Raw genomic sequence first — 24,536 nt, forward strand, 5'->3', positions numbered from 1 at the left:
ATAGAAAGCAAGAAGCGAGGAGACCATGCCTGACGCGCCCAAGCCCGCCGCGGGCCCCGCCCCGGCCTTCAGCACCCGCAACGCCGCCGATCCGTCGTTCTGGGACGAGCGTTTCGCGCAGCACTACACGCCGTGGGACGCGGGCGGCGTGCCGGAAGAGTTCCGCCAGTTCATCGCCGGTCGTGCCCCGTGCCCGACGCTGGTGCCGGGCTGCGGCAACGGCTGGGAGGCGGCCTGGCTGTTCGAGCAGGGCTGGCCGGTGACGGCGATCGATTTTTCGGCCCAGGCGGTGGCGTCGGCCAGGCGCGAGCTGGGTCCCGCCGGCGCAGTGGTGCAGCAGGCCGACTTCTTCGTCTTCACGCCGCAGCCGCAGTGCCAGCTGGTCTACGAGCGCGCCTTCCTGTGCGCGCTGCCGCCGGCGATGCGCGCGGCCTATGGCGCCCGCGTGGCCGAGCTGCTGCCGCCGGGCGGCCTGCTGGCGGGTTACTTCTACCTGGGCGAGAACCGCGGCGGTCCGCCGTTCGCGATGCCGGAGGCGGAGCTGGATGCCCTGCTAGGCGCAGCCTTCGAGCGCATCGAAGACCGCTCCTCGGCCGCGCCGCTGCCGGTATTCCAGGGGCAGGAGCGCTGGCAGGTGTGGCGCCGGCGGGCTGTCTGAGCCTGGATTGAGTGATGTCTTATCCGCTTCCTCTGTCATTCCTGCGCAGGCGGAAATCCAGCGTCTTTTGAAGTCACGGGGTTCCCGCCTGCGCGGGAACGACGGGGCGTGGCGCATTTGCCCCACCCGGGAATTTTTTTCTCACGCGCTGGTCTCGTCGCTATAATCCGCGTTTTGATTCGGCTACGACCGCAGGCCCTGCCGCGCGCTCCCGCTCCGGGAACTCGCCAAGAAGCTCCTCACGCGGCCCCGACCGATGAATTGGACTCCGGGCAGGCGCGCACCCGTGACGCATGCATGATCTTGCCCGGCATTCGGTTTTTCGCCACAAGGGCACTTTCTGCATAGGGCAGCGGCATGCTGATCTGGTTTGTCATCATCTACTGGGTAATCTCGGTCGGCATCGGCCTGTGGGCGGCGCTGCGCGTACGCAACACCACCGATTTCGCCGTCGCCGGGCGCAGCCTGCCGTTCCATATCGTCACCGCCACTGTCTTTGCCACCTGGTTCGGCTCCGAGACCGTGCTTGGCATCCCCGCCGTGTTCCTCAAGGAGGGGCTGTCGGGCGTGGTGTCTGATCCGTTCGGCTCGTCGCTGTGCCTGATCCTGGTGGGCCTGTTCTTTGCCCGGCCGCTGTACCGGATGAACCTGCTGACCATCGGCGACTACTACCACAACCGCTACGGCAGGCTGGCCGAGGTGCTGACCACGCTGTGCATCGTGGTGTCCTACCTGGGCTGGGTGGCGGCGCAGATCAAGGCGCTGGGACTGGTGTTCTATACCGTGTCGGACGGGGCGCTGTCGCAGGAGGCCGGCATGATGATCGGCGCTGCCAGCGTGCTGATCTATACGCTGTTCGGCGGCATGTGGTCGGTGGCGATCACCGACTTCATCCAGATGATCATCATCGTGATCGGCATGATGTATATCGGCTACGAGGTCAGCGGCCAGGCCGGCGGCTTCACGGCGGTGGTGTCGCACGCGGCCGCGGCCGGCAAGCTCGAATTCCTGCCGGCGCTGGATTTCGTGCAGATCATCGGTTTCTCGGCCGCGCTGTTCACCATGATGCTGGGCTCGATCCCGCAGCAGGACGTGTTCCAGCGGGTGACTTCGTCGCGCACCGAACAGATCGCCGGGCGCGCCTCGGTGCTGGGCGGCGTGCTGTATTTCTGCTTCGCCTTCATCCCGATGTTCCTGGCGTATTCGGCCACGCTGATCGATCCGGGCATGGTGGACAAGTACATCGACACCGATTCGCAGCTGATTTTGCCGCAACTGATCCTGCAGCACGCCCCGATGTTCGCCCAGGTGATGTTCTTCGGCGCGCTGCTGTCGGCGATCAAGAGCTGCGCCTCGGCGACACTGCTGGCGCCGTCGGTGACCTTTGCCGAAAACATCCTGCGCCCTTACTTCCGCCACCTCGACGACAAGCAGTTCCTGCGCGTGATGCGGGCCGTGGTGCTGGTGTTCACCACGCTGGTGACGCTGTTCGCGCTGAACTCGCACCTGTCGATCTTCCATATGGTCGAAAATGCCTACAAGGTCACGCTGGTGTCGTCCTTCGTCCCGCTGGCCTTCGGCATGTTCTGGAAGCACGCCACCCGCCAGGGCGGCCTCGCCGCGATCCTGCTGGGCCTGACCTCATGGCTGACCTGCGAGGTTGCCTTCGCCGATGCGGTGGTGCCGCCGCAGATGGTGGGCCTGCTGTTCTCGGTCAGCGGCATGGTGGTCGGGTCGCTGCTGCCGCAGTGGATCGCGGATCACGCACCGGTCAAGGAAGTGCATATCGCCTGACCCGGCGCCACCGCCACTCCCAGGCAGGGCCCCCGATAGCCCTCCATTTCCGGCCATCAGCCAGCCACAGAACGGTTTATAATTCAAGGCTTTGCATCGCCATGCGGGGCGGCCTGCGCGGGTTTCCGCGCTCCCCGGCACCGGCGGCGATGCCCGCCTTTGTACCGATTTCCGTAGTTTTCTCGCCAAAAGACACCATGCCGATCTATGCCTACCGTTGCGACGCCTGCGGCCACGGGCGCGATGTGCTGCAAAAAATGAGCGACGCCCCGCTGACGGACTGCCCGTCGTGCGGCGCCGCCGGTTCGTTCAAGAAGCAGCTGACCGCGGCCGGCTTCCAGCTCAAGGGCTCGGGCTGGTACGTGACCGACTTCCGCGGCGGCAGCGGCGGCACCAGCGCGCCGGCCGCGGGCGGTGCGGCTGCCGGCGCGGCTGCGGCCAGCGCCCCGGCTGCCGCCGAATCGTCTTCGGCCAGCACCACCACCGCCGCCGCACCTGCCGCCGGCGGTTGCGGCAGCGCCTGCGCCTGCCACTGATCCGGATCGCCACGTGGTTGCCAAGAAGACTTCCGCCCTCAAGACCTGGTTCCTGACCGGTCTGCTGGTGCTGGTGCCGCTGGGCATCACGCTGTGGGTGCTCAGCCTGATCATCGGCACGATGGACCAGAGCCTGGCACTGCTGCCCGAGGCCTGGCGCCCGGACCGGCTCATGTTCGGCAAGCGCGTCACCGGCCTGGGCGCCATCCTGACGCTGCTGTTCATCCTGCTGGTCGGCCTGCTGGCGCATAACTTCATCGGCCAGCGCCTGGTGCGCTGGTGGGAAGCGCTGCTGGGCCATATCCCGGTGGTCGGCCCGATCTACACCAGCGTCAAGCAGGTGTCGGACACGCTGCTGTCGTCGTCGGGCAATGCCTTTCGCAAGGCGCTGCTGGTGCAGTACCCGCGCGAGGGCTCGTGGACCATCGCCTTCCTGACCGGCCGCCCCGGCGGGGACGTGCAGAATCACCTGCAGGGCGAGTACGTCAGCGTCTACGTGCCGACCACGCCGAACCCGACTTCGGGCTTCTTCCTGATGATGCCCAAGGCCGACACCATCGAACTCGACATGACCGTCGACGCCGCGCTCAAGTACATCGTCTCGATGGGCGTGGTGGCGCCGGCCGAACTGCCCCGCAAGAGCGACAGCGGGCCAGCGCCGCAGCGGCCGCCGGCCAGCCGCGCCAGCAGCGGGGAAGCGGTCGAGACGACCGATCCTTAAGCATTCAAACAGATACGAGCCGCCCGATCTGCTGCGGGCGGCAGCGTTTTACCGGGAATCTCCTTATGTCCTCCATGCGTACTCACTACTGCGGTCTGGTGACCGAACAACTCTCGGGCCAGGAAGTGGCCCTGACCGGCTGGGTCCAGCGCCGCCGCGACCATGGCGGCGTGATCTTCATCGACCTGCGTGACCGCGAAGGCCTGGTGCAGGTGGTGTGCGACCCGGACCGCCCCGAGATGTTCAAGGCCGCGGAAGAGATCCGCAACGAGTTCTGCATCCGCGTCACCGGCAAGGTGCGTCCGCGCCCGGCCGGCACCGAGAACGCCAACCTGACCTCGGGCAAGATCGAAGTGCTGTGCCACGAGCTGACCGTGCTGAACCCGTCGGTCACGCCCCCGTTCCAGCTCGACGACGACAACCTGTCGGAAACCACGCGCCTGACGCACCGCGTGCTCGACCTGCGCCGCCCGCAGATGCAGTACAACCTGCGCCTGCGCTACAAGGTGGCGATGGAAGTGCGCAAGTTCCTGGACGCCCAGGGCTTCATCGACATCGAGACCCCGATGCTGGGCAAGAGCACGCCCGAAGGCGCGCGCGACTACCTGGTGCCGTCGCGCGTGAACCCGGGCCACTTCTTCGCGCTGCCGCAGTCGCCGCAGATCTTCAAGCAGATGCTGATGGTCTCGGGCTTCGACCGCTACTACCAGATCACCAAGTGCTTCCGCGACGAAGACCTGCGCGCGGATCGCCAGCCTGAATTTACGCAGATCGACTGCGAGACCTCGTTCCTGAGCGAGCAGGAGATCCGCGACCTGTTCGAGGGCATGATGTGCACGGTGTTCAAGAACGCGATCGATGTCGACCTGGGCGCCTTCCCGGTGATGGAGTTCCGCGAGGCCATGGCCCGCTTCGGCTCGGACAAGCCTGACCTGCGCGTCAAGCTGGAATTCACCGAGCTGACCGAGGTGATGAAGGACGTCGACTTCAAGGTGTTCTCGGGCCCGGCCAACAGCGACAACGGCCGCGTGGTCGGCCTGCGCGTGCCCGGCGGCGGTGCCATCTCGCGCGGCGAGATCGACGCCTACACCCAGTTCGTCGGCATCTACGGCGCCAAGGGCCTGGCCTGGATCAAGGTCAACGAAGTGGCCAAGGGCCGCGACGGCCTGCAGTCGCCGATCGTCAAGAACCTGCACGACGCCGCCATTGCCGAGATCCTGAAGCGCACCGGCGCCCAGGACGGCGACATCATCTTCTTCGGCGCCGACAAGGCCAAGGTGGTCAACGACTCGATCGGCGCACTGCGCCTGAAGATCGGCCACTCCGACTTCGGCAAGGCCAACGGCCTGTTCGAGGACGCCTGGAAGCCGCTGTGGGTGGTGGACTTCCCGATGTTCGAGTACGACGAGGAAGACGCCCGCTGGGTCGCCATGCACCATCCGTTCACCAGCCCCAAGGACGAGCACCTGGAGTACCTGGAGACCGACCCGGGCAAGTGCCTGGCCAAGGCCTACGACATGGTGCTGAACGGCTGGGAAATGGGCGGCGGCTCGGTCCGTATCTTCCGCTCGGACATCCAGAGCAAGGTGTTCCGCGCGCTCAACATCAATGACGATGAAGCCCGCGCCAAGTTCGGCTACCTGCTGGACGCGCTGCAGTACGGCGCGCCCCCGCACGGCGGCCTGGCCTTCGGCCTGGACCGTATCGTGACCATGATGGCCGGCGCCGACTCGATCCGCGACGTGATCGCCTTCCCGAAGACCCAGCGCGCGCAGGACCTGCTGACCCAGGCCCCGAGCCCGGTCGACGAGAAGCAGCTGCGCGAGCTGCATATCCGCCTGCGCGCTGCCGAGCCGAAGCCGAACGCCTGAGCCGCTTCAGCACTTGGGTAAAGAAAGCCGCGCCGATGCGCGGCTTTTTTGCCTTCTGCGCAATACCGGTCGGTGTGACGGTGCCGCCACCAGCGCTTTGGTTTCGATTTGTTACCGGTAGGAACGAAGCCCGCGACGGCCGTGTCTCCTTTCTTTGACACGCAATTTGCCGAGGGGCCCCGCGATGAAGGCTCCCGGCGCTCGGGAGGAAATTCGTGAACCTGAACCTGGATACCGAACTGATCCGCCAGTTTCTGCTGGCCCACCAGGAGACCATCGTGACCTGGCTGGTGGCGGGGCTGGTGATGCTGCTGCTGGCCCGCTTCGAGCTGCGCCGGGCCCAGCGCCGCGCCGCGTTGGCCATGTCCGAAGCGGTGGCGACCACCGTGGCCGCGTGCGTGCCCGATATCGCCCACGCCGTGCAGGCGGCGTCGCCGCAGCCGCTGGCCGAGCCGGTCGAGATGCAGCGCGCCGAAGCGCTGCGCCGGCTGGCGCTGGATACCGTCGGCGCGGTCATGACGCGCGGGCGCTGGCTCGATGAGCTGGGCAACCTGCGCCTGGCCGACGACGCGCTGCTCGACGGCCAGCGTGCCGGCGGCGCCGACCCGCTGCTGGTGGTGGCGCCGCAGCCGGCGGTACAGGCCTACCTGGCGGCCCAGCGCGTGTTCGAGGACGAGGCCGCGCAGGTGCAGGCGCTGCGCCGCGATGCCCAGCGCCACCAGGAAGGGCTGCAGGCGCTGGATGCCGAGGCCGCGCATATCGAGCAGGAGACCGGCAGCATCGTGCTGCGCTTCGAGCAGGTCAATGCGCAGGCCGCCCAGGGCGTCGATGGCGGCGACTACCAGCGCTTCCTGATCCAGAAGTACAACGCTCTTGGCCAGCGTGAGAAGGAAATCGCACAGGAGCGTGTACACCTGCAGGCCCAGGCGCGGCTGAGCGCCGACGTGCTGGCGGATCGCGCCCACGCTGCCTCCCGGCGCTATCGCGAGTCACTGGCGCCGCTGATGGAACAGCTGCGGGCCGCATGGGGCCATGGCGATTCGCCGCAGGTGTTCGATACCTGGCAGCATAGAGGCACCGAGCCGGGCACCGAGCCGTACCTCGCGCCGCACGCCCCCGCGCGCAACGCCGCCTGAGACAAGGGTCATCGGACCCGGGGATAGCGCTTTCGCGTGGCAAGCGCGCGCGGCTGCGCTATCCTTGGGTTTGTCCTTTCGCCCAGACCCATGCCCTACAAGATTCCGGAATCCGTGCTGGTCGTGATCTACACGCCAGATCTTCAAGTCTTGCTGCTGGAACGCGCCGATCGCCCGGGATTCTGGCAGTCCGTGACCGGCAGCCTCGATACCCTGGACGAACCGCTGGCAGTGACCGCCGCGCGCGAGGTGGCAGAGGAAACCGGCATCATCGCCGGCGAGCACCTGCTGGCCGACTGGGGCCATTCGATCCAGTACGAGATCTACCCGCAATGGCGGCACCGCTATGCCGAAGGCGTCACGCGCAATACCGAGCACTGGTTCGGCCTGCGCGTGCATGAAGCGCTGCCGGTGACGCTGGCGCCACGCGAGCACCTGCAATACAAGTGGCTGCCGTGGGAGCAGGCCGCCGCGCACTGCTTTTCCAGCAGCAACGCCGAAGCCATCCGGCAACTGGCCTGGCGTGCCACCACCGGGGTGGCCGGGAAGCCGGCACTGTGCGGAGCGCAGCCATGAAGCTGCGCGTGGTCACCTACAACATCCACAAGGGGGTGACCGGCCTGTCGCGGCGCCCGCGCATCCAGAATGTGCGGGCCGGCCTGCATGCGATGGATGCGGACATCGTCTTCCTGCAGGAAGTGCAGGACCGCAACGACCGCCTGGTGGCGGCGGCGCTGTTCGATCCCGACCATACCCAGCTCAACTACCTGGCGACCGATGCGTACCCGCACTCGGTCTACGGGCGCAACGCGGTCTATGACTACGGCCATCACGGCAACGCGATCCTGTCGCGCCATCCGATCCTGATGTCCGAAAACCTCGACATCTCCGACCACCGTTTCGAGCAGCGCGGGCTGCTGCATGCGGTGGCGGACATCAACGGCATCGAAACCCATCTGATCTGCGTGCACTTCGGCCTGTTCGCCCGCAGCCGCGCGCGCCAGGCCGAGGCGCTGGTCGAGCGCGTGCGCACCGTGGTGCCCGAGGGGGTGCCGCTGGTGATCGCCGGCGACTTCAACGACTGGAATCACCGGCTCGATGCGCAGATCTGCAATACGCTGCATGCGGTCGAGGCGTCCCACGCGCGCGGCGCGCGGCTGCATACGTTCCCGAGCCATATGCCATGGTGGCAGCTCGACCGGATCTACGTGCGCGGCTTCGAGATCGAGCGCGCGCACGCGCTGACCGGGCGGGATTGGGCGCAGCGGTCGGACCATGTGCCGCTGGTGGCGGAGCTTGGGCGTCCGCTCGCTGAGGCGGTGGAAGCGGCGGCCGAGCAGCGCGACAAGGCTGCCTGAGGGCCTCCAACAGCGCTGGCTTTCTCCCGTCTCCCGCCAAGGCGGCGGGGCGGGATTCCGCAGTCAGCGGCTCGAATAGTCGCGGATAAAGGCGAAGACGGCGTCGGCGTCGTTCAGATCCAGCACCGGCAACGACGTCATCGCCGCGGTGGCCGCGACATCATCACTAGCCACCGCCACCACCCCCGGTACTTCATCCCACAGCGGCGTGCGCCCCAATCCGGGCCGGAACACTTCCAGCTTGGGAAAATCGCTGCGCTTGTAGCCCTCCACCAGCACCAGGTCGGTGTCGGCCGGCAGCACCGCCAGCGCATCGTCCAACTCGGGCGACGGCACGGCCTCGGGGTAATGCCGCATCAACGTCAGGTGGCGCGCGCCGACCAGCACGACGTTGGCGCAGCCGGCCTCGCGCATGCGCCAGGAGTCCTTGCCCGGCGTGTCGGGATCGAAGCCGTGGTGGGTGTGCTTGACGCCGGCCACGCGCAGGCCGGCGGCGACAAAACGGGGGATCAGCTGGTCGAGCAGCGTGGTCTTGCCGCTGCCGGACGAGCCGGTGATGCCGAATACCTTCACGATCGGTTCCGTGGGGGGCGCGTCGATGATGGCAACGACGATAGCAGAGATCTGCGCACATGTGCACGCGGCGTCTTTCGGACAGAATTCTGTCCGATAATCTCGGCATGTCACGGATCTCCCACTCCGAGCGGCCGGATGCGACCGCCGCTGGCACCGAACACACCGCCGAACACAGCGCCGAACACGGCGCCGACCGGCAACGCCACCGCATGCTGCGCTGGACATGGCGCCGCGGCAAGCCGACCAGCGGCAACACCGTGCGCCTGCTGCACGGCGGCCAGGACTTCTTTCCCGCGCTGATCGAAGCGATCGACCAGGCCGCTTTCCAGGTGGTGCTCGAAACCTACATCTATGCCGACGACGACATCGGCCGCGCCGTCAGCGACGCGCTGGTACGCGCCGCCGCGCGCGGCGTCTCGGTGCGCGTCACCGTCGACGGCTTCGGCGCCGGCGACATGCCCGCCGCCATGGCCGAACGCCTGAGCGCCGGCGGCGTGCAGCTGCGCGTCTACCGCAAGCTGCGCGGCTTCCGGCTGGCCCGGCGCCACCTGCGCCGGCTGCACCGCAAGCTGGCGGTGATCGACGGCGAGGTGGCCTTCGTCGGCGGCATCAATATCATCGACGACCTCAACCACGGCCCGTTCGAAGGCGCCAACCTCGGGCCGCGCTACGACTTCGCGGTGCAGGTCAGCGGCCCGCTGGTAGACCGCATCGCGCTGACCGCCGAACGGCTCTGGTGGCGCCTGGCGCTGCGCGACACGCACGGCAGCGGCCGCGCCGCCGCGGTGGCGGGCTACCCGCTGCTGACCGACCTGCCGCCGCGCGGCGAGCCCAGCAGCGGCGTGCGCGCCGCGCTGCTGCTGCGCGATAACCTGCGCAACCGCCGCACCATCGAGCGCGAATACCGGCGCGCGCTCGGCGCCGCGCGCCAGGACGTGATCCTGGCCAACGCCTATTTCCTGCCCGGCCACAAGATGCGCCGCGCGCTGCTGGCCTGCCGCGCGCGCGGCGTGCGCGTGCGGCTGCTGCTGCAGGGCATGGTCGAATACCGCCTGCAGCACTACGCCACGCACGCGCTCTATGCTTCCTTGCTGGAGGCCGGCGTCGAGATCTACGAGTACGCAGAGAGCTTCCTGCATGCCAAGGTCGGCGTGGTCGACGAAGCGTGGGCCACCGTGGGTTCGAGCAACATGGACCCGTTCAGCCTGCTGCTGGCGCGCGAAGCCAACGTGGCCGTTTATGATGCTGCCTTCGCCGCGGAACTGCGTACGGCGCTGGAGCGCGCCATTGCGCACCGCAGCGTGCGCATCATGCCCGACGTCCATGCACGGCGCTCGCCACTGCACCGGTTGGCGAACTGGACTGCGTATATGCTGCTGCGGCTCGGCGTGATCATCGCCGGCGTCGCGGGGCGCTACTGAAACGGTTGCCACTGTGGGTTTGCTGCCATGCGGCAACGCACGGCTTGCGAGCCGTTGCGTCGCCTTGCGTGACGGGCATGCTGCATTGCGGCCCGTTTAGAAACACGGGTCTAATTAAAAGCTTGATGGTCGACTGCTGCGCCAGAATAATCTGAACGACCGTTCTTTTTTGGCTTAGACTGCGTGCATTCGCGGTATGCAGTGGCAAATTCGCCGGCTGCCCGCAAACAAATGCAACGTCAGGGTCATACGCACAGGCCGCAGCAGGGCCTTTGCAGAACGGAGAAATAACATGCGACACCAGTCAGCCCGTCTCGAATCCGCCGCCGCCTCCCCCGCGCCCATGCGCAAGGGTGAGATGACGCGCGTGGCGATTCTGGATGCCGCACTGGAGCTGTCGTCCCGCGACGGGCTCGAGGGTCTGACCATCGGCCTGCTCGCGGAACGCATGCAGATGAGCAAGAGCGGTGTCTTCGCGCACTTCGGTTCGCGCGAGGACCTGCAGGTGGAGGTGGTGCGGGAGTATCACCGCCGGTTCGAGCAGGAGGTTTTCTACCCCTCCTTGCAGGAGCCGCGCGGACTGCCCCGGCTGTGGTCGATGGTACGGCGCTGGATGGAGAAGCGCATCCAGGAAGTGACGACTGGGTGCATCTACATCAGCGGCGCCGTGGAGTATGACGACCGCACCGGCAGCCTGGTGCGTGACGAGCTGGTCAAGAGCGTCACCATCTGGCGGGCAGCGCTGAATCGCGCCATCGACCAGGCCAAGGAAGAGGGCCATTTGCGCGCGGATTGCGATCCGCGCCTGATGCTGTTCGAGATGTACAGCCTTGAACTAGGCTTGCATCATGACGCCCGTTTCCTGCGCCTGCCTGACAGTGCCGAGCTTGCCATGGTCGCGCTCAACAAACTGATTCAGTCTTACCGTACCTGAGGCCGTCGGGTCGGACCGGATCGCGAGCAGCGAGGCGGGCGGCGTGGCGGCATCGAATCACTCCAAGGAGTCTCTGATGGGCCAGTACACCGCACCGTTGCGCGACATGCAGTTCGTGCTCCATGAACTGCTCGGCGCCGAAGCCGAACTCAAGGCGATGCCGCCGCACGCGGACATCGACGCGGACACCATCAACCAGGTCATCGAGGAAGCCGGCAAGTTCTGCTCGGACGTGGTGTTCCCGCTCAACCAGGTGGGCGACCGCGAGGGCTGCACCTATGTCGGCGACGGCGTGGTCAAGGCCCCCACCGGCTTCAAGGAAGCCTACCAGCAATACGTCGAAGCCGGCTGGCCGGCGCTGGCGTGCGACCCGGCTTTCGGTGGCCAGGGCCTGCCGATCGTGGTCAACAACGTGGTCTACGAGATGCTCAACTCGGCGAACCAGGCGTGGACCATGTATCCGGGCCTGTCGCACGGCGCCTATGAAGCGCTGCATGCGCACGGCACGCCCGAGCTGCAGCAGGCCTACCTGCCCAAGCTGGTGTCCGGTGTCTGGACCGGCACCATGTGCCTGACCGAGCCGCACTGCGGCACCGACCTGGGCATCCTGCGCACCAGGGCCGAACCGCAGGCCGACGGCTCCTACCTCATCACCGGCACCAAGATCTTCATCTCCGCCGGCGAGCACGACCTGGCCGAGAACATCATCCACCTGGTGCTGGCGCGCCTGCCGGACGCGCCGCAGGGCACCAAGGGCATCTCGCTGTTCGTGGTGCCCAAGTTCATCCCCGACGCCAGCGGCAACCCGGGCGAGCGCAACGGCATCCAGTGCGGCTCGATCGAACACAAGATGGGCATTCACGGCAACGCCACCTGCGTGATGAACCTGGACGGCGCGCGCGGCTGGCTGGTGGGCGAGGCCAACAAGGGCCTGAACGCCATGTTCGTGATGATGAACGCCGCGCGCCTGGGCGTGGGCGCGCAGGGCCTGGGCCTGACGGAAGTGGCGTACCAGAACTCGGTCGCCTACGCCAAGGACCGCCTGCAGATGCGCGCGCTGACCGGCCCGAAGGCGCCGGAAAAGGCCGCCGACCCCATCATCGTGCACCCCGACGTGCGCCGCATGCTGCTGACGCAGCGCGCCTACGCCGAAGGCGGCCGCGCCTTCAGTTACTGGACCGCGCTGCAGATCGACCGCGAACTGTCGCACCCCGATGAAGCCGTGCGCAAGCAGGCCGGCGACCTGGTCGCGCTGCTGACGCCGGTGATCAAGGCCTTCCTGACCGACAACGCCTTTACCTCGACCAACGAAGGCATGCAGGTGTTCGGCGGCCACGGCTACATCTCCGAATGGGGCATGGAGCAATACGTACGCGACGCCCGCATCAACATGATCTACGAAGGCACCAACACGATCCAGTCGCTGGACCTGCTGGGCCGCAAGATCCTGGGCGACATGGGCGCCAGGATGAAGGCCTTCGGCAAGATCGTGCAGGAGTTCGTGGAAGCAGAGGGCACCAACGAAGCCATGCAGGAGTTCGTCAACCCGCTGGCCGACCTGGGCGACAAGGTGCAGAAGCTGACCATGGAAATCGGCATGAAGGCGATGGGCAACGCCGACGAGGTGGGCGCTGCCGCGGTGCCGTACCTGCGCGTGGTGGGTCACCTGGTGTTCTCGTACTTCTGGGCCCGGATGGCCAAGATCGCGCTGGAGAAGGAAGCGAGCGGCGACAAGTTCTACACCGCCAAGCTGGCCACGGCGCGCTTCTACTTTGCCAAGCTGCTGCCGGAAACGGCTGGCGAGATCCGCAAGGCGCGCGCGGGTTCGGCTTCGCTGATGGCGCTGGACGCGGATCTGTTCTGATTGATCTGCATGGCTGACTCCCGCTGATGGTTGCTCCCCTCTCCCATTCATGGGAGAGGGGCGGGGGTGAGGGCCGGCGCTTCAACGAAGTGCGTCGGCATAGCAACCTCCTGCCCTCACCCCCTGCCCCTCTCCCGCAAGCGGGAGAGGGGAGCCAACCGGCAGCAATGGGACAGCCACACACTCTCACCTCAACGCTCACTAATCCAGGAGCGAGCATGTCCAATTTCATCGTCAAGAAAGTCGCCGTGCTGGGTGCCGGCGTCATGGGGGCGCAGATCGCCGCGCACCTGATCAACGCGCGCGTGCCCGTGGTGCTGTTCGACCTTCCCGCAAAAGAAGGCCCGAAGAACGGCATCGCGCTGCGCGCCATCGAGAACCTGAAGAAGCTGTCGCCCGCGCCGCTGGGCCTCAAGGACGAGGCCGGCCTGATCCAGGCGGCCAACTACGAAGACGACATCGCGCTGCTCAAGGAGTGCGACCTGGTGATCGAGGCGATCGCCGAGCGCATGGACTGGAAGCACGACCTGTACAAGAAGGTCGCGCCGCACCTGGCGTCACACGCGATCTTCGCCACCAACACCTCGGGCCTGTCGATCACCGCACTGTCTGACGGGTTTGACCCCAACCTGAAGTCGCGTTTCTGCGGCGTCCACTTCTTCAACCCGCCGCGCTACATGCATCTGGTCGAGCTGATCCCGACCGCGGCCACGCAGCCGGAGATCCTCGACCAGCTGGAAGCCTTCCTGACCACCACGCTCGGCAAGGGCGTGGTGCGCGCCAAGGACACGCCCAACTTCATCGCCAACCGCGTCGGCATCTTCTCGATCCTGGCGGTGTTCGCCGAGGCCGAGAAGTTCGGCATCCCGTTCGACGTGGTCGACGACCTGACCGGTGCCAAGCTGGGCCGCGCCAAGTCCGCCACCTTCCGCACCGCGGATGTTGTCGGCCTGGACACCATGGCGCACGTGATCAAGACCATGCAGGACAACCTGCACGACGACCCGTTCGCGCCGGTGTACAAGACGCCGGCCGTGCTCAAGGGCCTGGTCGATGCGGGCGCGCTGGGCCAGAAGACCGGCGCCGGCTTCTACAAGAAGGAAGGCAAGGCCATCAAGGTGCTCGACGCCAGGACCGGCCAGTATGTCGAGTCGGGCAAGAAGGCCGACGAGATCGTGGTGCGCATGCTGAAGAAGGAGCCGGCCGAGCGCATCAAGCTGCTGCGCGAGTCCACCAACCCGCAGGCGCAGTTCCTGTGGGCGGTGTTCCGCGACGTGTTCCACTACATCGCCGTGTACCTGGAGCAGATCGCCGGCTCGGCCGCCGATATCGACCTGGCGATCCGCTGGGGTTTCGGCTGGAACTCGGGACCGTTCGAGGACTGGCAGTCCGCAGGCTGGAAGCAGGTGGCCGAGTGGGTCAAGGAAGACGTGGTCGCGGGCAAGGCACTGTCGGCCGCACCGCTGCCGGCATGGGTCTTTGACGGCCCCGTCGCCGAGCGCCGGGGCGTGCATACCCCCGAGGGCTCGTGGTCGCCCGCGACGCAGTCGTTCGTCGCGCGCAGCACGCTGCCGGTGTACCAGCGCCAGGTGTTCCGTGCCGCGCTGAAGGGCAGCGAAGCGGTCGATCCGCGCAAGGCGGGCCGCACCGTCGAGGAGAACGACGCCGTGCGCATCTGGGTCAGCGAAGGCCAGGACGACGTGCTGGTGGTCTCGTTCAAGAGCAAGATGAACACCATCGGCCCGGACGTGATCGACGGCCTGACGCGTGCCATCGACCTCGCCGAAGCGCAGTACCAGGGCCTGGTGGTGTGGCAGCCGACTTCGCTGCAGCTCGGCGCGCCGGGCGGCCCGTTCTCCGCGGGCGCCAACCTGGAAGCGGCGATGCCGGCCTTCATGATGGGCGGCGCCAAGGGCATCGAGCCGTTCGTGAAGAAGTTCCAGGACGGCATGATGCGCGTGAAGTACGCGTCGGTGCCGGTGGTGTCGGCAGCGTCCGGCATCGCACTGGGCGGCGGTTGCGAGCTGATGCTGCATTCCGCTGCACGCGTGGCCGCGCTGGAGACGTACGTCGGTTTGGTCGAAGTGGGCGTGGGCCTGGTTCCGGCCGGAGGCGGCCTGAAGGAAGCCGCGCTGGCCGCTGCACGCACCGCCCAGGCAGCGGGCAGCACCAACTACCTGCAATTCCTGACCAGCCGCTTCCAGAGCGCGGCGATGGCCAGGGTTTCCGCATCGGCGCTGGAAGCGCGCCAGATGGGCTACCTGCAGCCGTCCGACAGGATCGTCTTCAACGTGCACGAGCTGCTGCACGTGGCGCAGAACGAAGTGCGCGCGCTGGCCGATGCCGGCTACCGTGCGCCGCTGCCGGCGCTGATCCCGGTGGCGGGCCGCTCGGGCATCGCCACCATCAAGGCGTCGCTGGTCAATATGCGCGACGGCGGCTTTATCTCCGCGCATGACTTCCTGATCGCCAGCCGCATCGCCGAAGTGGTGTGCGGCGGCGACGTCGAGGCCGGCTCGCTGGTCAGCGAAGACTGGCTGCTGGCGCTGGAGCGCAAGGCCTTCGTCGACCTGCTGGGCACCGGCAAGACGCAGGAGCGCATCATGGGCATGCTGCAGACCGGCAAGCCGGTGCGCAACTAACAGGCAAGCGAGGAACCGAGATCATGAAACAACTGCAAGACGCATACATCGTTGCGGCCACCCGCTCGCCGATCGGCAAGGCCCCCAAGGGCGCGTTCAGGAACACGCGCCCGGACGACCTGCTGGCTACCATCCTGAAGGCCGCGGTGGCACAGGTGCCGGACCTGGACCCGAAGCTGATCGAGGACGCCATCGTCGGCTGCGCCATTCCCGAAGCGCAGCAGGGCCTGAACGTGGCGCGTATCGGCGCGCTGCTGTCGGGCCTGCCCAATACCGTGGGCGGCATCACCGTCAATCGCTTCTGCGCCTCGGGCGTCAGCGCCGTGGCGATGGCGGCCGACCGCATCCGCGTGGGCGAGTCGGACGTGATGATCGCCGCCGGCATCGAGTCGATGAGCATGGTGCCGATGATGGGCAATTCGCCGTCGATGTCGCCATCGATCTTCGAGCGCGACGACAACGTGGGCATTGCCTACGGCATGGGCCTGACCGCCGAGAAGGTGGCGCAGCAGTGGAAGGTCAGCCGCGAGGACCAGGACGCGTTCTCGCTCGCTTCGCACCAGAAGGCCATCGCGGCGCAGCAGGCCGGCGAGTTCAAGGACGAGATCACGCCGATCGAGATCGTCGAGCGCTTCCCCGATCTCGCCAGCGGCCAGGTCAGCGTGAAGACCCGCACCATCTCGCTGGACGAAGGTCCGCGTCCCGACACCACGCTGGAAGGCCTGGGCAAGCTGCGTCCCGTGTTTGCCAACAAGGGCAGCGTCACCGCCGGCAACAGCTCGCAGACCTCGGACGGCGCCGGCGCGCTGATCCTGGTTTCGGAAAGGATCCTCAAGCAGTTCAACCTGGTGCCGCTGGCGCGCTTCGTCTCGTTCGCGGTGCGCGGCGTGCCGCCCGAGATCATGGGCATCGGCCCGAAGGAAGCGATTCCGGCCGCGCTGAAGGCGGCGGGCCTGACGCAGGACCAGCTCGACTGGATCGAGCTGAACGAAGCGTTTGCCGCGCAGTCGCTGGCCGTGATGCGCGACCTGGATCTCGATCCCGCCAGGGTCAACCGCATGGGCGGCGCGATCGCGCTGGGACACCCGCTGGGTGCCACCGGTGCGATCCGTTCGGCCACGGTGGTGCATGCGCTGCGCCGCCACAACCTGAAGTACGGCATGGTGACCATGTGCGTCGGCACGGGCATGGGCGCCGCAGGGATCTTCGAGCGCGTCTGATTGCCACAGCCACCAAAAAACGAGGACACCATGAGCATCCGTACCAGCATCGAGCAAGGCATCCTGACCCTCGAGTTCGACCGCATCGACAAGAAGAACGCCATCACCGCGGCGATGTACCAGGCGCTGGCCGACGCGCTGCGCGCGGCCGAAACCGACCGCAATGTGCGCGTGATCCTGCTGCGCGGCAAGCCCGAGATCTTTACCGCCGGCAATGACCTGGAAGATTTCCTGCAACGCCCGCCGACTGCAGGCGAGGGCACGGAACAGGCGCCGGTGTTCCAGTTCCTGTACCAGCTCAGCCATGCCAGCAAGCCGGTCGTCGCGGCGGTCAGCGGCGCAGCAGTCGGCGTGGGCACCACGCTGCTGCTGCATTGCGACCTGGTCTACGCGTCCGACACGGCCAGGCTGTCACTGCCGTTCGTGCAGCTGGGGCTATGCCCCGAGGCGGCATCGAGCCTGCTGCTTCCGCGCCTGGTCGGCTACCAGCGCGCCGCCGAGAAGCTGATGCTGTGCGAGGCGTTCAGTGCGCAGGAAGCGCTGGAGATCGGCCTGGTGACGCGCGTGCTGCCGGTCGCGGAGCTGCATGACTTCGCGCTGCAGCAAGCGCGCAAGCTGGCGGCGCTGCCGGCTTCGTCGCTGCGCGAGACCAAGCGGCTGATGAAATCGGGCGCGATGGCCGAAGTGGACAAACAGATGGCCGATGAAGGCGCGGTGTTCCGGCGCATGCTGATGGCGCCGGAGGCAAAGGAGGCGATCAGCGCGTTCTTTGAGAAGCGGAAGCCGGATTTTTCGAAGTTTGAGTAAGGGGGGGCGGGAGACTGCCTCTACCACTTTCTTGCTCCCCTCTACCGCCTGCGGAAGAGGGGAGAAAAGCCGAGGCGGGCGTGGCCCTCAAGCCGTCGGCAACACCCGCGGCTGCCGCGACTCATCCGTCGCCACATACGTCAACGTCGCCTCGGTCACCTTGACGATCTCGTTGCTGTGCCGCATCCGCTGCGCATAGACCTCCACCTCGACCGTGATCGAGGTACGCCCCGTCTTGACGATATCGGCGTAGAAGCTCACCAGGTCGCCAACAAACACCGGGTGCTTGAACAGGAAGGAATTGACCGCCACGGTGGCGACACGCCCTTGCGCGCGTTCGACCGCGGGAATCGACCCGGCAATATCCACCTGCGCCATGATCCAGCCGCCGAACACGTCGCCGTGCACGTTGGCGTCGGCAGGCATCGGCACCACGCGCAGCGCGGGATTCTTGCCGGCGGGCAGGGCGGGGACGGTATGGGGAGCGTTCATGGTGGTATGCGGGTGGGCTACTGAAGGGCGCGCGGGCCGCAGCGAAAAACCCTTCGCCTGCCGCGCCATGCGATTCCTGCGACAATCGCGCATTGGCCCGGATTCTAACGTATGCGCCGCTATTCCACGACCGCCGAACAGGCCCCCGATCCCGCTTCGGTCAAGCTTTTTCCCGGCCAGCGCGCCCCCCGCAGCGACTGGCAGACCGTCCGCAACCTGCTGCCCTACGTCTGGCACTACAAGTGGCGCGTGATGCTGGCGCTCGCGTGCCTGGTCGCGGCCAAGGTGGCCAACCTGGGCGTGCCGGTGCTGATGAAGCGCCTGATCGACAGCATGAACCTCACCGCCGGCGATCCGCGCGCACTGCTGGTGGTGCCGGTCGGGCTGATTGTCGCGTACGGCATGTTGCGGCTGTCGGCGACGCTGTTCACCGAGTTGCGGGAAATCCTCTTTTCCAAGGTCACGCAGAGCGCCGTGCGCGAGATCGCGCTGCAGGTGTTCCGGCACCTGCATGCGCTGTCGCTGCGCTTCCACCTGGACCGCCAGACCGGCGGCATGAGCCGCGACATCGAGCGCGGCACGCGCGGCATCCAGTCGCTGATCTCGTACTCGCTGTACAGCATCCTGCCCACGCTGGTGGAGATGGGACTGGTGATCGGCTTCTTCATCCTGCACTACGACATCTGGTTCGCGGCGATCACCGGCTGCGCGCTGGTGAGCTATATCGTCTTCACCATCGTCGTGACGGAATGGCGCACGCACTTCCGCCGCAGGATGAACGAGCTGGATTCGCGCGCCAACCAGAAGGCGATCGATTCGCTGCTGAACTTCGAGACCGTCAAGTACTTCGGCAACGAGGAATACGAGGCCCGGCGCTACGACGAGAACCTGCTCAAGTACCGCGCCGCGGCGATCCGCTCGCAGAATTCGCTGTCGTTCCTGAACTTCGGCCAGCAGGTCATCATTGCCGTGGGGCTGATCCTGATCCTGTGGCGCGCCACCGTGGGCGTGGTGGACGGAAAGCTGACGCTGGGCGACCTCGTGCTGGTCAACACGCTGATGATCCAGCTCTATATCCCGCTGAACTTCCTCGGCGTGATCTACCGCGAGATCAAGCAGGCGACCACCGACATGGACCGGATGTTCGTGCTGCTGGGCACGCACCAGGAAGTGGCCGACACGCCCGGCGCGCAGCCGCTCAGGGTCAACGGCGCGCAGGTGCGGTTCCGCGACGTGTGCTTCGGCTACGAGCCGGACCGCACGATCCTGGACGGCGTGGATTTCAATATCGCGGCAGGCACCACGACCGCGGTGGTCGGCCACAGCGGCTCGGGCAAGTCCACGCTGGCGCGGCTGCTGTTCCGCTTCTATGACGTCAACCGCGGCGCGATCGAGATCGACGGACAGGATATCCGCGCGATCACGCAGGACAGCCTGCGCCGCGCCATCGGCATCGTGCCGCAGGACACGGTGCTGTTCAACGACAGCATCTACTACAACATCGCCTACGGTCGTCCCGACGCCACGCGCGAGGAAGTCATCGCCGCGGCGCAGGCGGCGCAGATCGACACCTTTATCCGCGAGCTGCCGCAGGGCTACGACACGCCGGTGGGCGAGCGCGGCCTGAAGCTGTCCGGCGGCGAGAAGCAGCGCGTGGCGATCGCGCGCACGCTGCTGAAGAACCCGCCGGTGCTCGTCTTTGACGAGGCCACCTCCGCGCTGGACTCGCGCACCGAGCAGGCGATCCAGGCCGAGCTGATGCGGCTGGCGCAGAACCGCACCACGCTGCTGATTGCACACCGACTGTCCACCGTGGTGCATGCCGACCAGATCCTGGTGATGGACCACGGCCGCGTGGTCGAGCGCGGCACGCATGCCGAACTGATGCGCGCCGGCGGGCGCTATGCCGAGATGTGGGACATCCAGGCGCGCGCCGCCGCCAAGGGCGGCGAAGCTGTTGGCGCCGAAGCGCTTGCGCTAGACGTGGGCGATGCCACGCAGGACGCGTAGCACCGCGCACGCACCAAGGCGCGGCAGCCATCGGGCAGGTGACGCGCCCCGGCGCGCGGTGGATAATCCGGCGTCATGGAAATCAAATGGCTTGAAGACTTCGTCAGCCTGGCCGAGACGCACAGCTTCTCGCGCTCGGCCGAGCTGCGCCACGTCACGCAGCCCGCTTTCTCGCGGCGCATCCAGTCGCTGGAGGCGTGGGTCGGCACCGAGCTGATCGACCGCTCCAGCTATCCCACCAGCCTGACGGCGGCCGGCAAGGTGTTCTACGAGCAGGCGCTGGCGATGCTGGCGCAGGTCAGCGAAACGCGCGCGCTGATGCGCGGCCAGCGCTCGGCCAATGCGCAGGTGCTGGAGTTCGCGGTGCCGCATACGCTGTCGCTGACGTTCTTCCCGGAATGGCTCAAGGCGCTGGAGCGCAGGGTCGGCACGCTGCCGTGCCGGCTGCGCGCGCTCAACGTCCACGATGCGGTGCTGATGCTGGTCGAAGGCGGTTGCGACCTGGTCATGGTCTACCACCACGCGCGCCAGGCCATCCAGCTCGATCCGGCGCGGTACGACATGCTGGTGCTTGGCACCGAGCGGCTGTCGCCGTACAGCGTGCCGGACGCCGCCGGCAAGCCGCAGTTCCGGCTGCCCGGCACCGACAAGAAGCCGGTGCCGTTCCTCAGCTACACCCCCAATGCATTCCTCGGCCGCATGGTCGACCTGCTGCTGTCGGATACCGCCGAAGCGCTCAAGCTCGACAAATGCTACGAGACCGACATGGCCGAGGCGCTCAAGGTGATGGCGCTGTCCGGCCACGGCATGGCGTTCCTGCCCGAGAGCGCGGTGCGCGAGGAGGTGGCGCAGGGCAAGCTGGTGCGGGCCGAGTCGGCGCGCGGGCTGCCGCTGTCGATCGACATGGAGATCCGCCTGTACCGCGAGAAACCGGGGGAGAACGGCGGCGAGCGGCGCGGTGCGGGGGCACGGCGCAAGCGGCAACTGGTCGACCAGGTGTGGTCGACGCTGGTGGCGGCCTAGCCCTACGCTGGGTTTGCTCCCCTCTCCCGCAAGCGGGAGAGGGAGCACACAATCGGTGTTACAACCGGGTGTGTTGACCAGTCATCTACGTTATGCAGGTTTTGCATAACCGGATGAGCAAACGGCATTGGATTCGGGCGGGCCGCCCCGCCTAAGCTTGCGGGCATTCTTCCACACCGGAACCCAACCGATGTCCTCCGCAGCACCGACCAACATTGCTGGCCAAAAGCACGCACTCCCGTCCTACCTCAACGCCGACAACCTCGGCCCCTGGGGCATCTACCTGCAGCAAGTCGATCGTGTCACGCCCTACCTGGGCTCGCTGGCACGCTGGGTTGAAACCCTGAAGCGGCCCAAGCGCGCGCTGATCGTCGACGTTCCCATCGAGCTGGACAACGGCACCATCGCCCACTTCGAGGGCTATCGCGTGCAGCACAACCTGTCACGCGGTCCGGGCAAGGGCGGCGTGCGTTTCCACCAGGACGTGACGCTGTCGGAAGTGATGGCGCTGTCGGCGTGGATGTCGGTGAAGAATGCCGCGGTGAACGTGCCGTACGGCGGCGCCAAGGGCGGCATCCGCGTCGACCCGCGCACGCTGTCGCATGCCGAGCTGGAGCGCCTGACGCGCCGCTACACCAGCGAAATCAACATCATTATCGGGCCGAGCAAGGATATCCCGGCGCCGGACGTCAACACCAACGCCCAGGTGATGGCATGGATGATGGACACCTACTCGATGAATTCGGGCAGCACCTCCACGGGCGTGGTGACCGGCAAGCCGATCTCGCTGGGCGGCTCGCTGGGCCGCCACGAGGCGACCGGCCGCGGCGTGTTCGTGGTGGGTTCGGAGGCTGCGCGCAATATCGGCCTGGAAATCAAGGGCGCGAGCGTCGCCGTGCAGGGCTTCGGCAACGTGGGTGCCGTGGCTGCCAAGCTGTTCCATGAGGCCGGCGCCAAGGTGGTGGCGGTGCAGGACCACCGCACCACGCTGTTTGACCCGGCCGGCCTGGACGTGCCGGCGATGATGGAATACGCCGCGCACAGCGGCACCATCGAAGGCTTCCGCGGCGAAGTCCTGCGCACCGAGCAGTTCTGGGAAGTCGACTGCGACATCCTGATCCCGGCCGCGCTGGAAGGCCAGATCACCGCGAAGAACGCGCCGTTGATCAAGGCCCGCCTGGTGATCGAGGGCGCCAACGGCCCGACCACCCCGGAAGCCGACGATATCCTGCGCGAGCGCAATATCCTGGTGGCGCCGGACGTGATCGCCAACGCCGGCGGCGTCACCGTTTCGTACTTCGAATGGGTGCAGGATTTCTCCTCGTTCTTCTGGACCGAAGAAGAAATCAACCAGCGCCTGGTACGAATCATGCAAGAGGCGTTCCGCGCAATCTGGCAGGTGGCGCAGGACAACAAGGTGACGCTGCGCACCGCGGCGTTTATCGTGGCCTGCTCGCGGATCCTGCAGGCGCGCGAAATGCGCGGCCTGTATCCCTGATCGCAGGGTACGGGTGAACCGGAACGAGGCGCGCGGCACTGGCATGGTGCGACGCAGCAACCGATCCGGTTCCCAAGGTCCATGACCGCCAGACGCGGTCTCCGGCAAGCGCCGGAGACCGCGTTGTCGTATCCGGACGACGTGCGCACCGATTGCCCTGAATAAGGGTTCTAGGAGAAAACCCAGTTGTATTGCGGCGGATGCTGCGCAATACTGTTTCACCAGAGGGGGTTTTGTCTCTAGAATCCCGCTTTCTCTTCTATGGTCAAGGAGATGTTATGAATTTTGCCAAGTTGGCTTCCCTGATGATTGCCGCCGGCGTGATGTGCGGAACGGCCCAGGCAGCCGAACAACTGACGGGCACGCTGAAGAAGATCAAAGACACCGGCGTGATTACGCTTGGCGTGCGCGAGTCGTCGATTCCGTTCAACTACAACCTCGGCGGCGTGCGCCAGGTCGGCTATTCCTACGATATCAACATGAAGATCGTGGAAGCCATCAAGGACCAGCTGAAGCTGCCGAACCTGCAGGTCAAGGAAATCCCGATCACCTCGCAGAACCGCATCACGCTGCTGCAGAACGGCACCATCGACATCGAGTGCGGCTCGACCACCAATAACCTGGAGCGCCAGAAGCAGGTCGCCTTCACCAACTCCATCTTCATCATCGGCACCCGCATCATGGTGAAGAAGGACACCGGCATCAAGGACTGGGCCGACCTGAAGGGCAAGAACGTCGTCACCACCGCCGGCACCACGTCGGAGCGCCTGCTGCGCAAGATGAACGACGACCAGAAGCTGGGCATGAACATCATCAGCACCAAGGACCACGGCCAGTCGTTCCTGACGCTGGAATCGGGCCGCGCGGTCGCGTTCATGATGGACGATGCGCTGCTGTACGGCGAGCGCGCCAAGGCCAAGAACCCGGCCGACTGGATCGTGGTGGGCAAGCCCCAGTCGCGTGAATCGTATGGCTGCATGATCCGCAAGGACGATCCGCAGTTCAAGAAGCTGTCCGACACCGTGATCTCCGGCCTGATGAAGGACGGTTCGGTCAATACGCTCTATACCAAGTGGTTCATGACGGCGGTGCCGCCGAAGGGGCTCAACCTGGACTTCCCGCTGTCCGAAGACATGAAGGCGCTGATCAAGGCGCCGAACGACAAGGCGCTGGACTGACCTGACGGTGCCAGCAGTGCGAAACGGAAGGCATGTCCTTCCGTTTCTTTTTGAGGACGCAACATGAACTACAACTGGCATTGGGGAGTCTTCCTCGAACAGGCCGCCCAGAACGAGACCTACCTGGACTGGATGATCTCCGGCCTGAAGGTGACGATCGCGCTGGGGCTTTCGTCCTGGGTCATTGCCCTGGTCATCGGCTCGGTGCTCGGTGTGCTGCGGACCGTGCCAAACAAGTGGCTGGCCGGGATCGCCGCCACCTATGTCGAGATCTTCCGCAACATCCCGCTGCTGGTGCAGCTGTTCATCTGGTATTTCGTCGCGCCCGAGCTGCTGCCCGGCGGCGAGACGATCAAGCAGATGAACCCGTTCGCGCAGCAGTTCCTGGCCGCGATGCTGTGCCTGGGCACCTTCACCGCGGCACGGGTCTGCGAGCAGGTGCGCTCGGGCATCAACTCGCTGGCGCGCGGGCAGAAGAACGCCGGCCTGGCGATGGGCTTCACGCTGCCGCAGACGTACCGCCATGTGCTGCTGCCGATGGCGTTCCGCGTGATCGTGCCGCCGCTGACTTCCGAATTCCTGAACATCTTCAAGAACTCGGCGGTGGCGTCGACCATCGGCCTGCTGGAACTGGCCGCGCAGGGCCGGCAGCTGGTGGACTACACCGCGCGCCCGTATGAATCGTTCATCGCGGTCACGCTGATGTACGCGCTGATCAACGTGACGGTGATGCTGGTGATGCGCTGGGTGGAAGCCCGCACGCGCGTGCCGGGCTTCATCGGCGGCAAGTAAGGGGG

At 66.4% G+C, this 24,536-nt stretch carries 21 protein-coding genes; 19 read left to right on the forward strand and 2 right to left on the reverse strand.

Annotated features, from left to right (window positions below; translation table 11 throughout):
- Positions 1 to 25: 25 nt before the first annotated feature.
- The 8 genes from JTE92_RS14305 to JTE92_RS14340 all read left to right on the forward strand — a co-directional run bounded on the left by JTE92_RS14305 (position 26) and on the right by JTE92_RS14340 (position 8,074).
- Positions 26 to 658, forward strand: a complete 633-nt coding sequence (locus JTE92_RS14305) for a methyltransferase domain-containing protein (protein WP_063236764.1) — start codon at positions 26 to 28, stop codon at positions 656 to 658.
- Positions 659 to 1,015: 357 nt separating this feature from the next.
- Positions 1,016 to 2,452 carry a high affinity choline transporter 1 gene (locus JTE92_RS14310; protein WP_063236765.1) on the forward strand — a complete coding sequence of 479 codons (1,437 nt, stop codon included), beginning with the start codon at positions 1,016 to 1,018 and terminating at the stop codon, positions 2,450 to 2,452.
- A 197-nt stretch (positions 2,453 to 2,649) separates the two neighbouring features.
- Positions 2,650 to 2,988 carry an FmdB family zinc ribbon protein gene (locus JTE92_RS14315; protein WP_063236766.1) on the forward strand — a complete coding sequence of 113 codons (339 nt, stop codon included), beginning with the start codon at positions 2,650 to 2,652 and terminating at the stop codon, positions 2,986 to 2,988.
- Between the two features lie 13 nt (positions 2,989 to 3,001).
- Positions 3,002 to 3,709 carry a DUF502 domain-containing protein gene (locus tag JTE92_RS14320; protein WP_063236767.1) on the forward strand — a complete coding sequence of 236 codons (708 nt, stop codon included), beginning with the start codon at positions 3,002 to 3,004 and terminating at the stop codon, positions 3,707 to 3,709.
- A gap of 65 nt (positions 3,710 to 3,774) precedes the next feature.
- Positions 3,775 to 5,580 carry an aspartate--tRNA ligase gene (gene aspS, locus JTE92_RS14325; RefSeq protein ID WP_063236768.1) on the forward strand — a complete coding sequence of 602 codons (1,806 nt, stop codon included), beginning with the start codon at positions 3,775 to 3,777 and terminating at the stop codon, positions 5,578 to 5,580.
- Between the two features lie 221 nt (positions 5,581 to 5,801).
- Positions 5,802 to 6,716, forward strand: a complete 915-nt coding sequence (locus JTE92_RS14330) for a hypothetical protein (RefSeq protein ID WP_063236775.1) — start codon at positions 5,802 to 5,804, stop codon at positions 6,714 to 6,716.
- A gap of 90 nt (positions 6,717 to 6,806) precedes the next feature.
- Positions 6,807 to 7,292 carry a dihydroneopterin triphosphate diphosphatase gene (gene nudB / locus JTE92_RS14335; protein ID WP_063236769.1) on the forward strand — a complete coding sequence of 162 codons (486 nt, stop codon included), beginning with the start codon at positions 6,807 to 6,809 and terminating at the stop codon, positions 7,290 to 7,292.
- On the forward strand, positions 7,289 to 8,074 hold the full coding sequence (locus JTE92_RS14340; protein ID WP_063236770.1) for an endonuclease/exonuclease/phosphatase family protein: 786 nt from the start codon (positions 7,289 to 7,291) through the stop codon (positions 8,072 to 8,074). The genes nudB and JTE92_RS14340 overlap by 4 nt, the downstream gene beginning before the upstream one ends.
- 63 nt (positions 8,075 to 8,137) lie before the next feature.
- On the opposite strand, the gene mobB is transcribed toward JTE92_RS14340, so the two are convergent.
- Positions 8,138 to 8,647: a molybdopterin-guanine dinucleotide biosynthesis protein B gene (gene mobB / locus JTE92_RS14345; RefSeq protein ID WP_063236771.1), complete on the reverse strand. Its 510-nt coding sequence runs from the start codon at positions 8,645 to 8,647 to the stop codon at positions 8,138 to 8,140.
- Between the two features lie 107 nt (positions 8,648 to 8,754).
- Between mobB and clsB the strand changes: the two genes are divergently transcribed.
- The 6 genes from clsB (at position 8,755) to JTE92_RS14375 (ending at position 17,538) form a co-directional block, all read left to right on the forward strand.
- A complete protein-coding gene (clsB, locus tag JTE92_RS14350) occupies positions 8,755 to 10,071 on the forward strand; it encodes a cardiolipin synthase ClsB (RefSeq protein WP_371136923.1) in 1,317 nt (438 codons plus the stop codon).
- 343 nt (positions 10,072 to 10,414) lie between these two features.
- Positions 10,415 to 11,005: a TetR/AcrR family transcriptional regulator gene (locus tag JTE92_RS14355; protein ID WP_063236773.1), complete on the forward strand. Its 591-nt coding sequence runs from the start codon at positions 10,415 to 10,417 to the stop codon at positions 11,003 to 11,005.
- A gap of 76 nt (positions 11,006 to 11,081) precedes the next feature.
- Complete coding sequence (locus JTE92_RS14360) at positions 11,082 to 12,869, forward strand: acyl-CoA dehydrogenase C-terminal domain-containing protein (RefSeq protein ID WP_063236774.1); 1,788 nt, start codon at positions 11,082 to 11,084, stop codon at positions 12,867 to 12,869.
- Between the two features lie 218 nt (positions 12,870 to 13,087).
- Positions 13,088 to 15,511 carry a 3-hydroxyacyl-CoA dehydrogenase/enoyl-CoA hydratase family protein gene (locus JTE92_RS14365; RefSeq protein ID WP_063236776.1) on the forward strand — a complete coding sequence of 808 codons (2,424 nt, stop codon included), beginning with the start codon at positions 13,088 to 13,090 and terminating at the stop codon, positions 15,509 to 15,511.
- A 20-nt stretch (positions 15,512 to 15,531) separates the two neighbouring features.
- Complete coding sequence (locus JTE92_RS14370) at positions 15,532 to 16,731, forward strand: acetyl-CoA C-acyltransferase (protein WP_063236958.1); 1,200 nt, start codon at positions 15,532 to 15,534, stop codon at positions 16,729 to 16,731.
- 30 nt (positions 16,732 to 16,761) lie between these two features.
- Positions 16,762 to 17,538: an enoyl-CoA hydratase gene (locus JTE92_RS14375; RefSeq protein WP_063236777.1), complete on the forward strand. Its 777-nt coding sequence runs from the start codon at positions 16,762 to 16,764 to the stop codon at positions 17,536 to 17,538.
- Between the two features lie 87 nt (positions 17,539 to 17,625).
- Here the strand turns inward: JTE92_RS14375 and JTE92_RS14380 are convergent, their stop codons facing one another.
- Entirely contained in the window at positions 17,626 to 18,030 is a 405-nt protein-coding gene (locus tag JTE92_RS14380; RefSeq protein WP_063236959.1) for an acyl-CoA thioesterase, read from the reverse strand.
- Positions 18,031 to 18,141: 111 nt separating this feature from the next.
- Here JTE92_RS14380 and JTE92_RS14385 point away from each other — a divergent pair, with 111 nt between their 5' ends.
- From JTE92_RS14385 to JTE92_RS14405, 5 genes are all read left to right on the forward strand, one after another.
- The gene (locus JTE92_RS14385; RefSeq protein ID WP_063236778.1) at positions 18,142 to 20,040 is read left to right on the forward strand and encodes an ABCB family ABC transporter ATP-binding protein/permease; all 1,899 of its coding nucleotides are present in this window, start codon (positions 18,142 to 18,144) and stop codon (positions 20,038 to 20,040) included.
- A gap of 75 nt (positions 20,041 to 20,115) precedes the next feature.
- A complete protein-coding gene (locus JTE92_RS14390; RefSeq protein WP_063236779.1) occupies positions 20,116 to 21,063 on the forward strand; it encodes a LysR substrate-binding domain-containing protein in 948 nt (315 codons plus the stop codon).
- A gap of 190 nt (positions 21,064 to 21,253) precedes the next feature.
- Positions 21,254 to 22,561, forward strand: coding sequence for a Glu/Leu/Phe/Val family dehydrogenase (locus JTE92_RS14395; RefSeq protein ID WP_063236780.1), 1,308 nt, complete (start codon positions 21,254 to 21,256; stop codon positions 22,559 to 22,561).
- Positions 22,562 to 22,839: 278 nt separating this feature from the next.
- The gene (locus JTE92_RS14400; protein ID WP_063236781.1) at positions 22,840 to 23,739 is read left to right on the forward strand and encodes a glutamate/aspartate ABC transporter substrate-binding protein; all 900 of its coding nucleotides are present in this window, start codon (positions 22,840 to 22,842) and stop codon (positions 23,737 to 23,739) included.
- A 63-nt stretch (positions 23,740 to 23,802) separates the two neighbouring features.
- Positions 23,803 to 24,531, forward strand: a complete 729-nt coding sequence (locus JTE92_RS14405) for an amino acid ABC transporter permease (protein WP_063236782.1) — start codon at positions 23,803 to 23,805, stop codon at positions 24,529 to 24,531.
- Positions 24,532 to 24,536: the final 5 nt, after the last annotated feature.

It is taken from the genome of Cupriavidus oxalaticus, from assembly GCF_016894385.1.
In the GTDB taxonomy this organism is placed as follows: Bacteria; Pseudomonadota; Gammaproteobacteria; order Burkholderiales; family Burkholderiaceae; genus Cupriavidus; species Cupriavidus oxalaticus.

Bases quoted from the DNA above. Each gene is read 5' to 3' on its own strand.
- clsB (WP_371136923.1), top strand. From the start codon at position 8,755: ATGTCACGGATCTCCCACTCCGAGCGGCCGGATGCGACCGCCGCTGGC.
- JTE92_RS14310 (WP_063236765.1), top strand. From the start codon at position 1,016: ATGCTGATCTGGTTTGTCATCATCTACTGGGTAATCTCGGTCGGCATC.
- aspS (WP_063236768.1), top strand. From the start codon at position 3,775: ATGTCCTCCATGCGTACTCACTACTGCGGTCTGGTGACCGAACAACTC.
- JTE92_RS14380 (WP_063236959.1), bottom strand. From the start codon at position 18,030: ATGAACGCTCCCCATACCGTCCCCGCCCTGCCCGCCGGCAAGAATCCC.
- JTE92_RS14405 (WP_063236782.1), top strand. From the start codon at position 23,803: ATGAACTACAACTGGCATTGGGGAGTCTTCCTCGAACAGGCCGCCCAG.
- nudB (WP_063236769.1), top strand. From the start codon at position 6,807: ATGCCCTACAAGATTCCGGAATCCGTGCTGGTCGTGATCTACACGCCA.
- JTE92_RS14375 (WP_063236777.1), top strand. From the start codon at position 16,762: ATGAGCATCCGTACCAGCATCGAGCAAGGCATCCTGACCCTCGAGTTC.
- JTE92_RS14340 (WP_063236770.1), top strand. From the start codon at position 7,289: ATGAAGCTGCGCGTGGTCACCTACAACATCCACAAGGGGGTGACCGGC.
- JTE92_RS14360 (WP_063236774.1), top strand. From the start codon at position 11,082: ATGGGCCAGTACACCGCACCGTTGCGCGACATGCAGTTCGTGCTCCAT.
- JTE92_RS14390 (WP_063236779.1), top strand. From the start codon at position 20,116: ATGGAAATCAAATGGCTTGAAGACTTCGTCAGCCTGGCCGAGACGCAC.
- JTE92_RS14395 (WP_063236780.1), top strand. From the start codon at position 21,254: ATGTCCTCCGCAGCACCGACCAACATTGCTGGCCAAAAGCACGCACTC.
- JTE92_RS14355 (WP_063236773.1), top strand. From the start codon at position 10,415: ATGCGCAAGGGTGAGATGACGCGCGTGGCGATTCTGGATGCCGCACTG.
- JTE92_RS14400 (WP_063236781.1), top strand. From the start codon at position 22,840: ATGAATTTTGCCAAGTTGGCTTCCCTGATGATTGCCGCCGGCGTGATG.
- JTE92_RS14385 (WP_063236778.1), top strand. From the start codon at position 18,142: ATGCGCCGCTATTCCACGACCGCCGAACAGGCCCCCGATCCCGCTTCG.
- JTE92_RS14305 (WP_063236764.1), top strand. From the start codon at position 26: ATGCCTGACGCGCCCAAGCCCGCCGCGGGCCCCGCCCCGGCCTTCAGC.
- JTE92_RS14365 (WP_063236776.1), top strand. From the start codon at position 13,088: ATGTCCAATTTCATCGTCAAGAAAGTCGCCGTGCTGGGTGCCGGCGTC.
- JTE92_RS14315 (WP_063236766.1), top strand. From the start codon at position 2,650: ATGCCGATCTATGCCTACCGTTGCGACGCCTGCGGCCACGGGCGCGAT.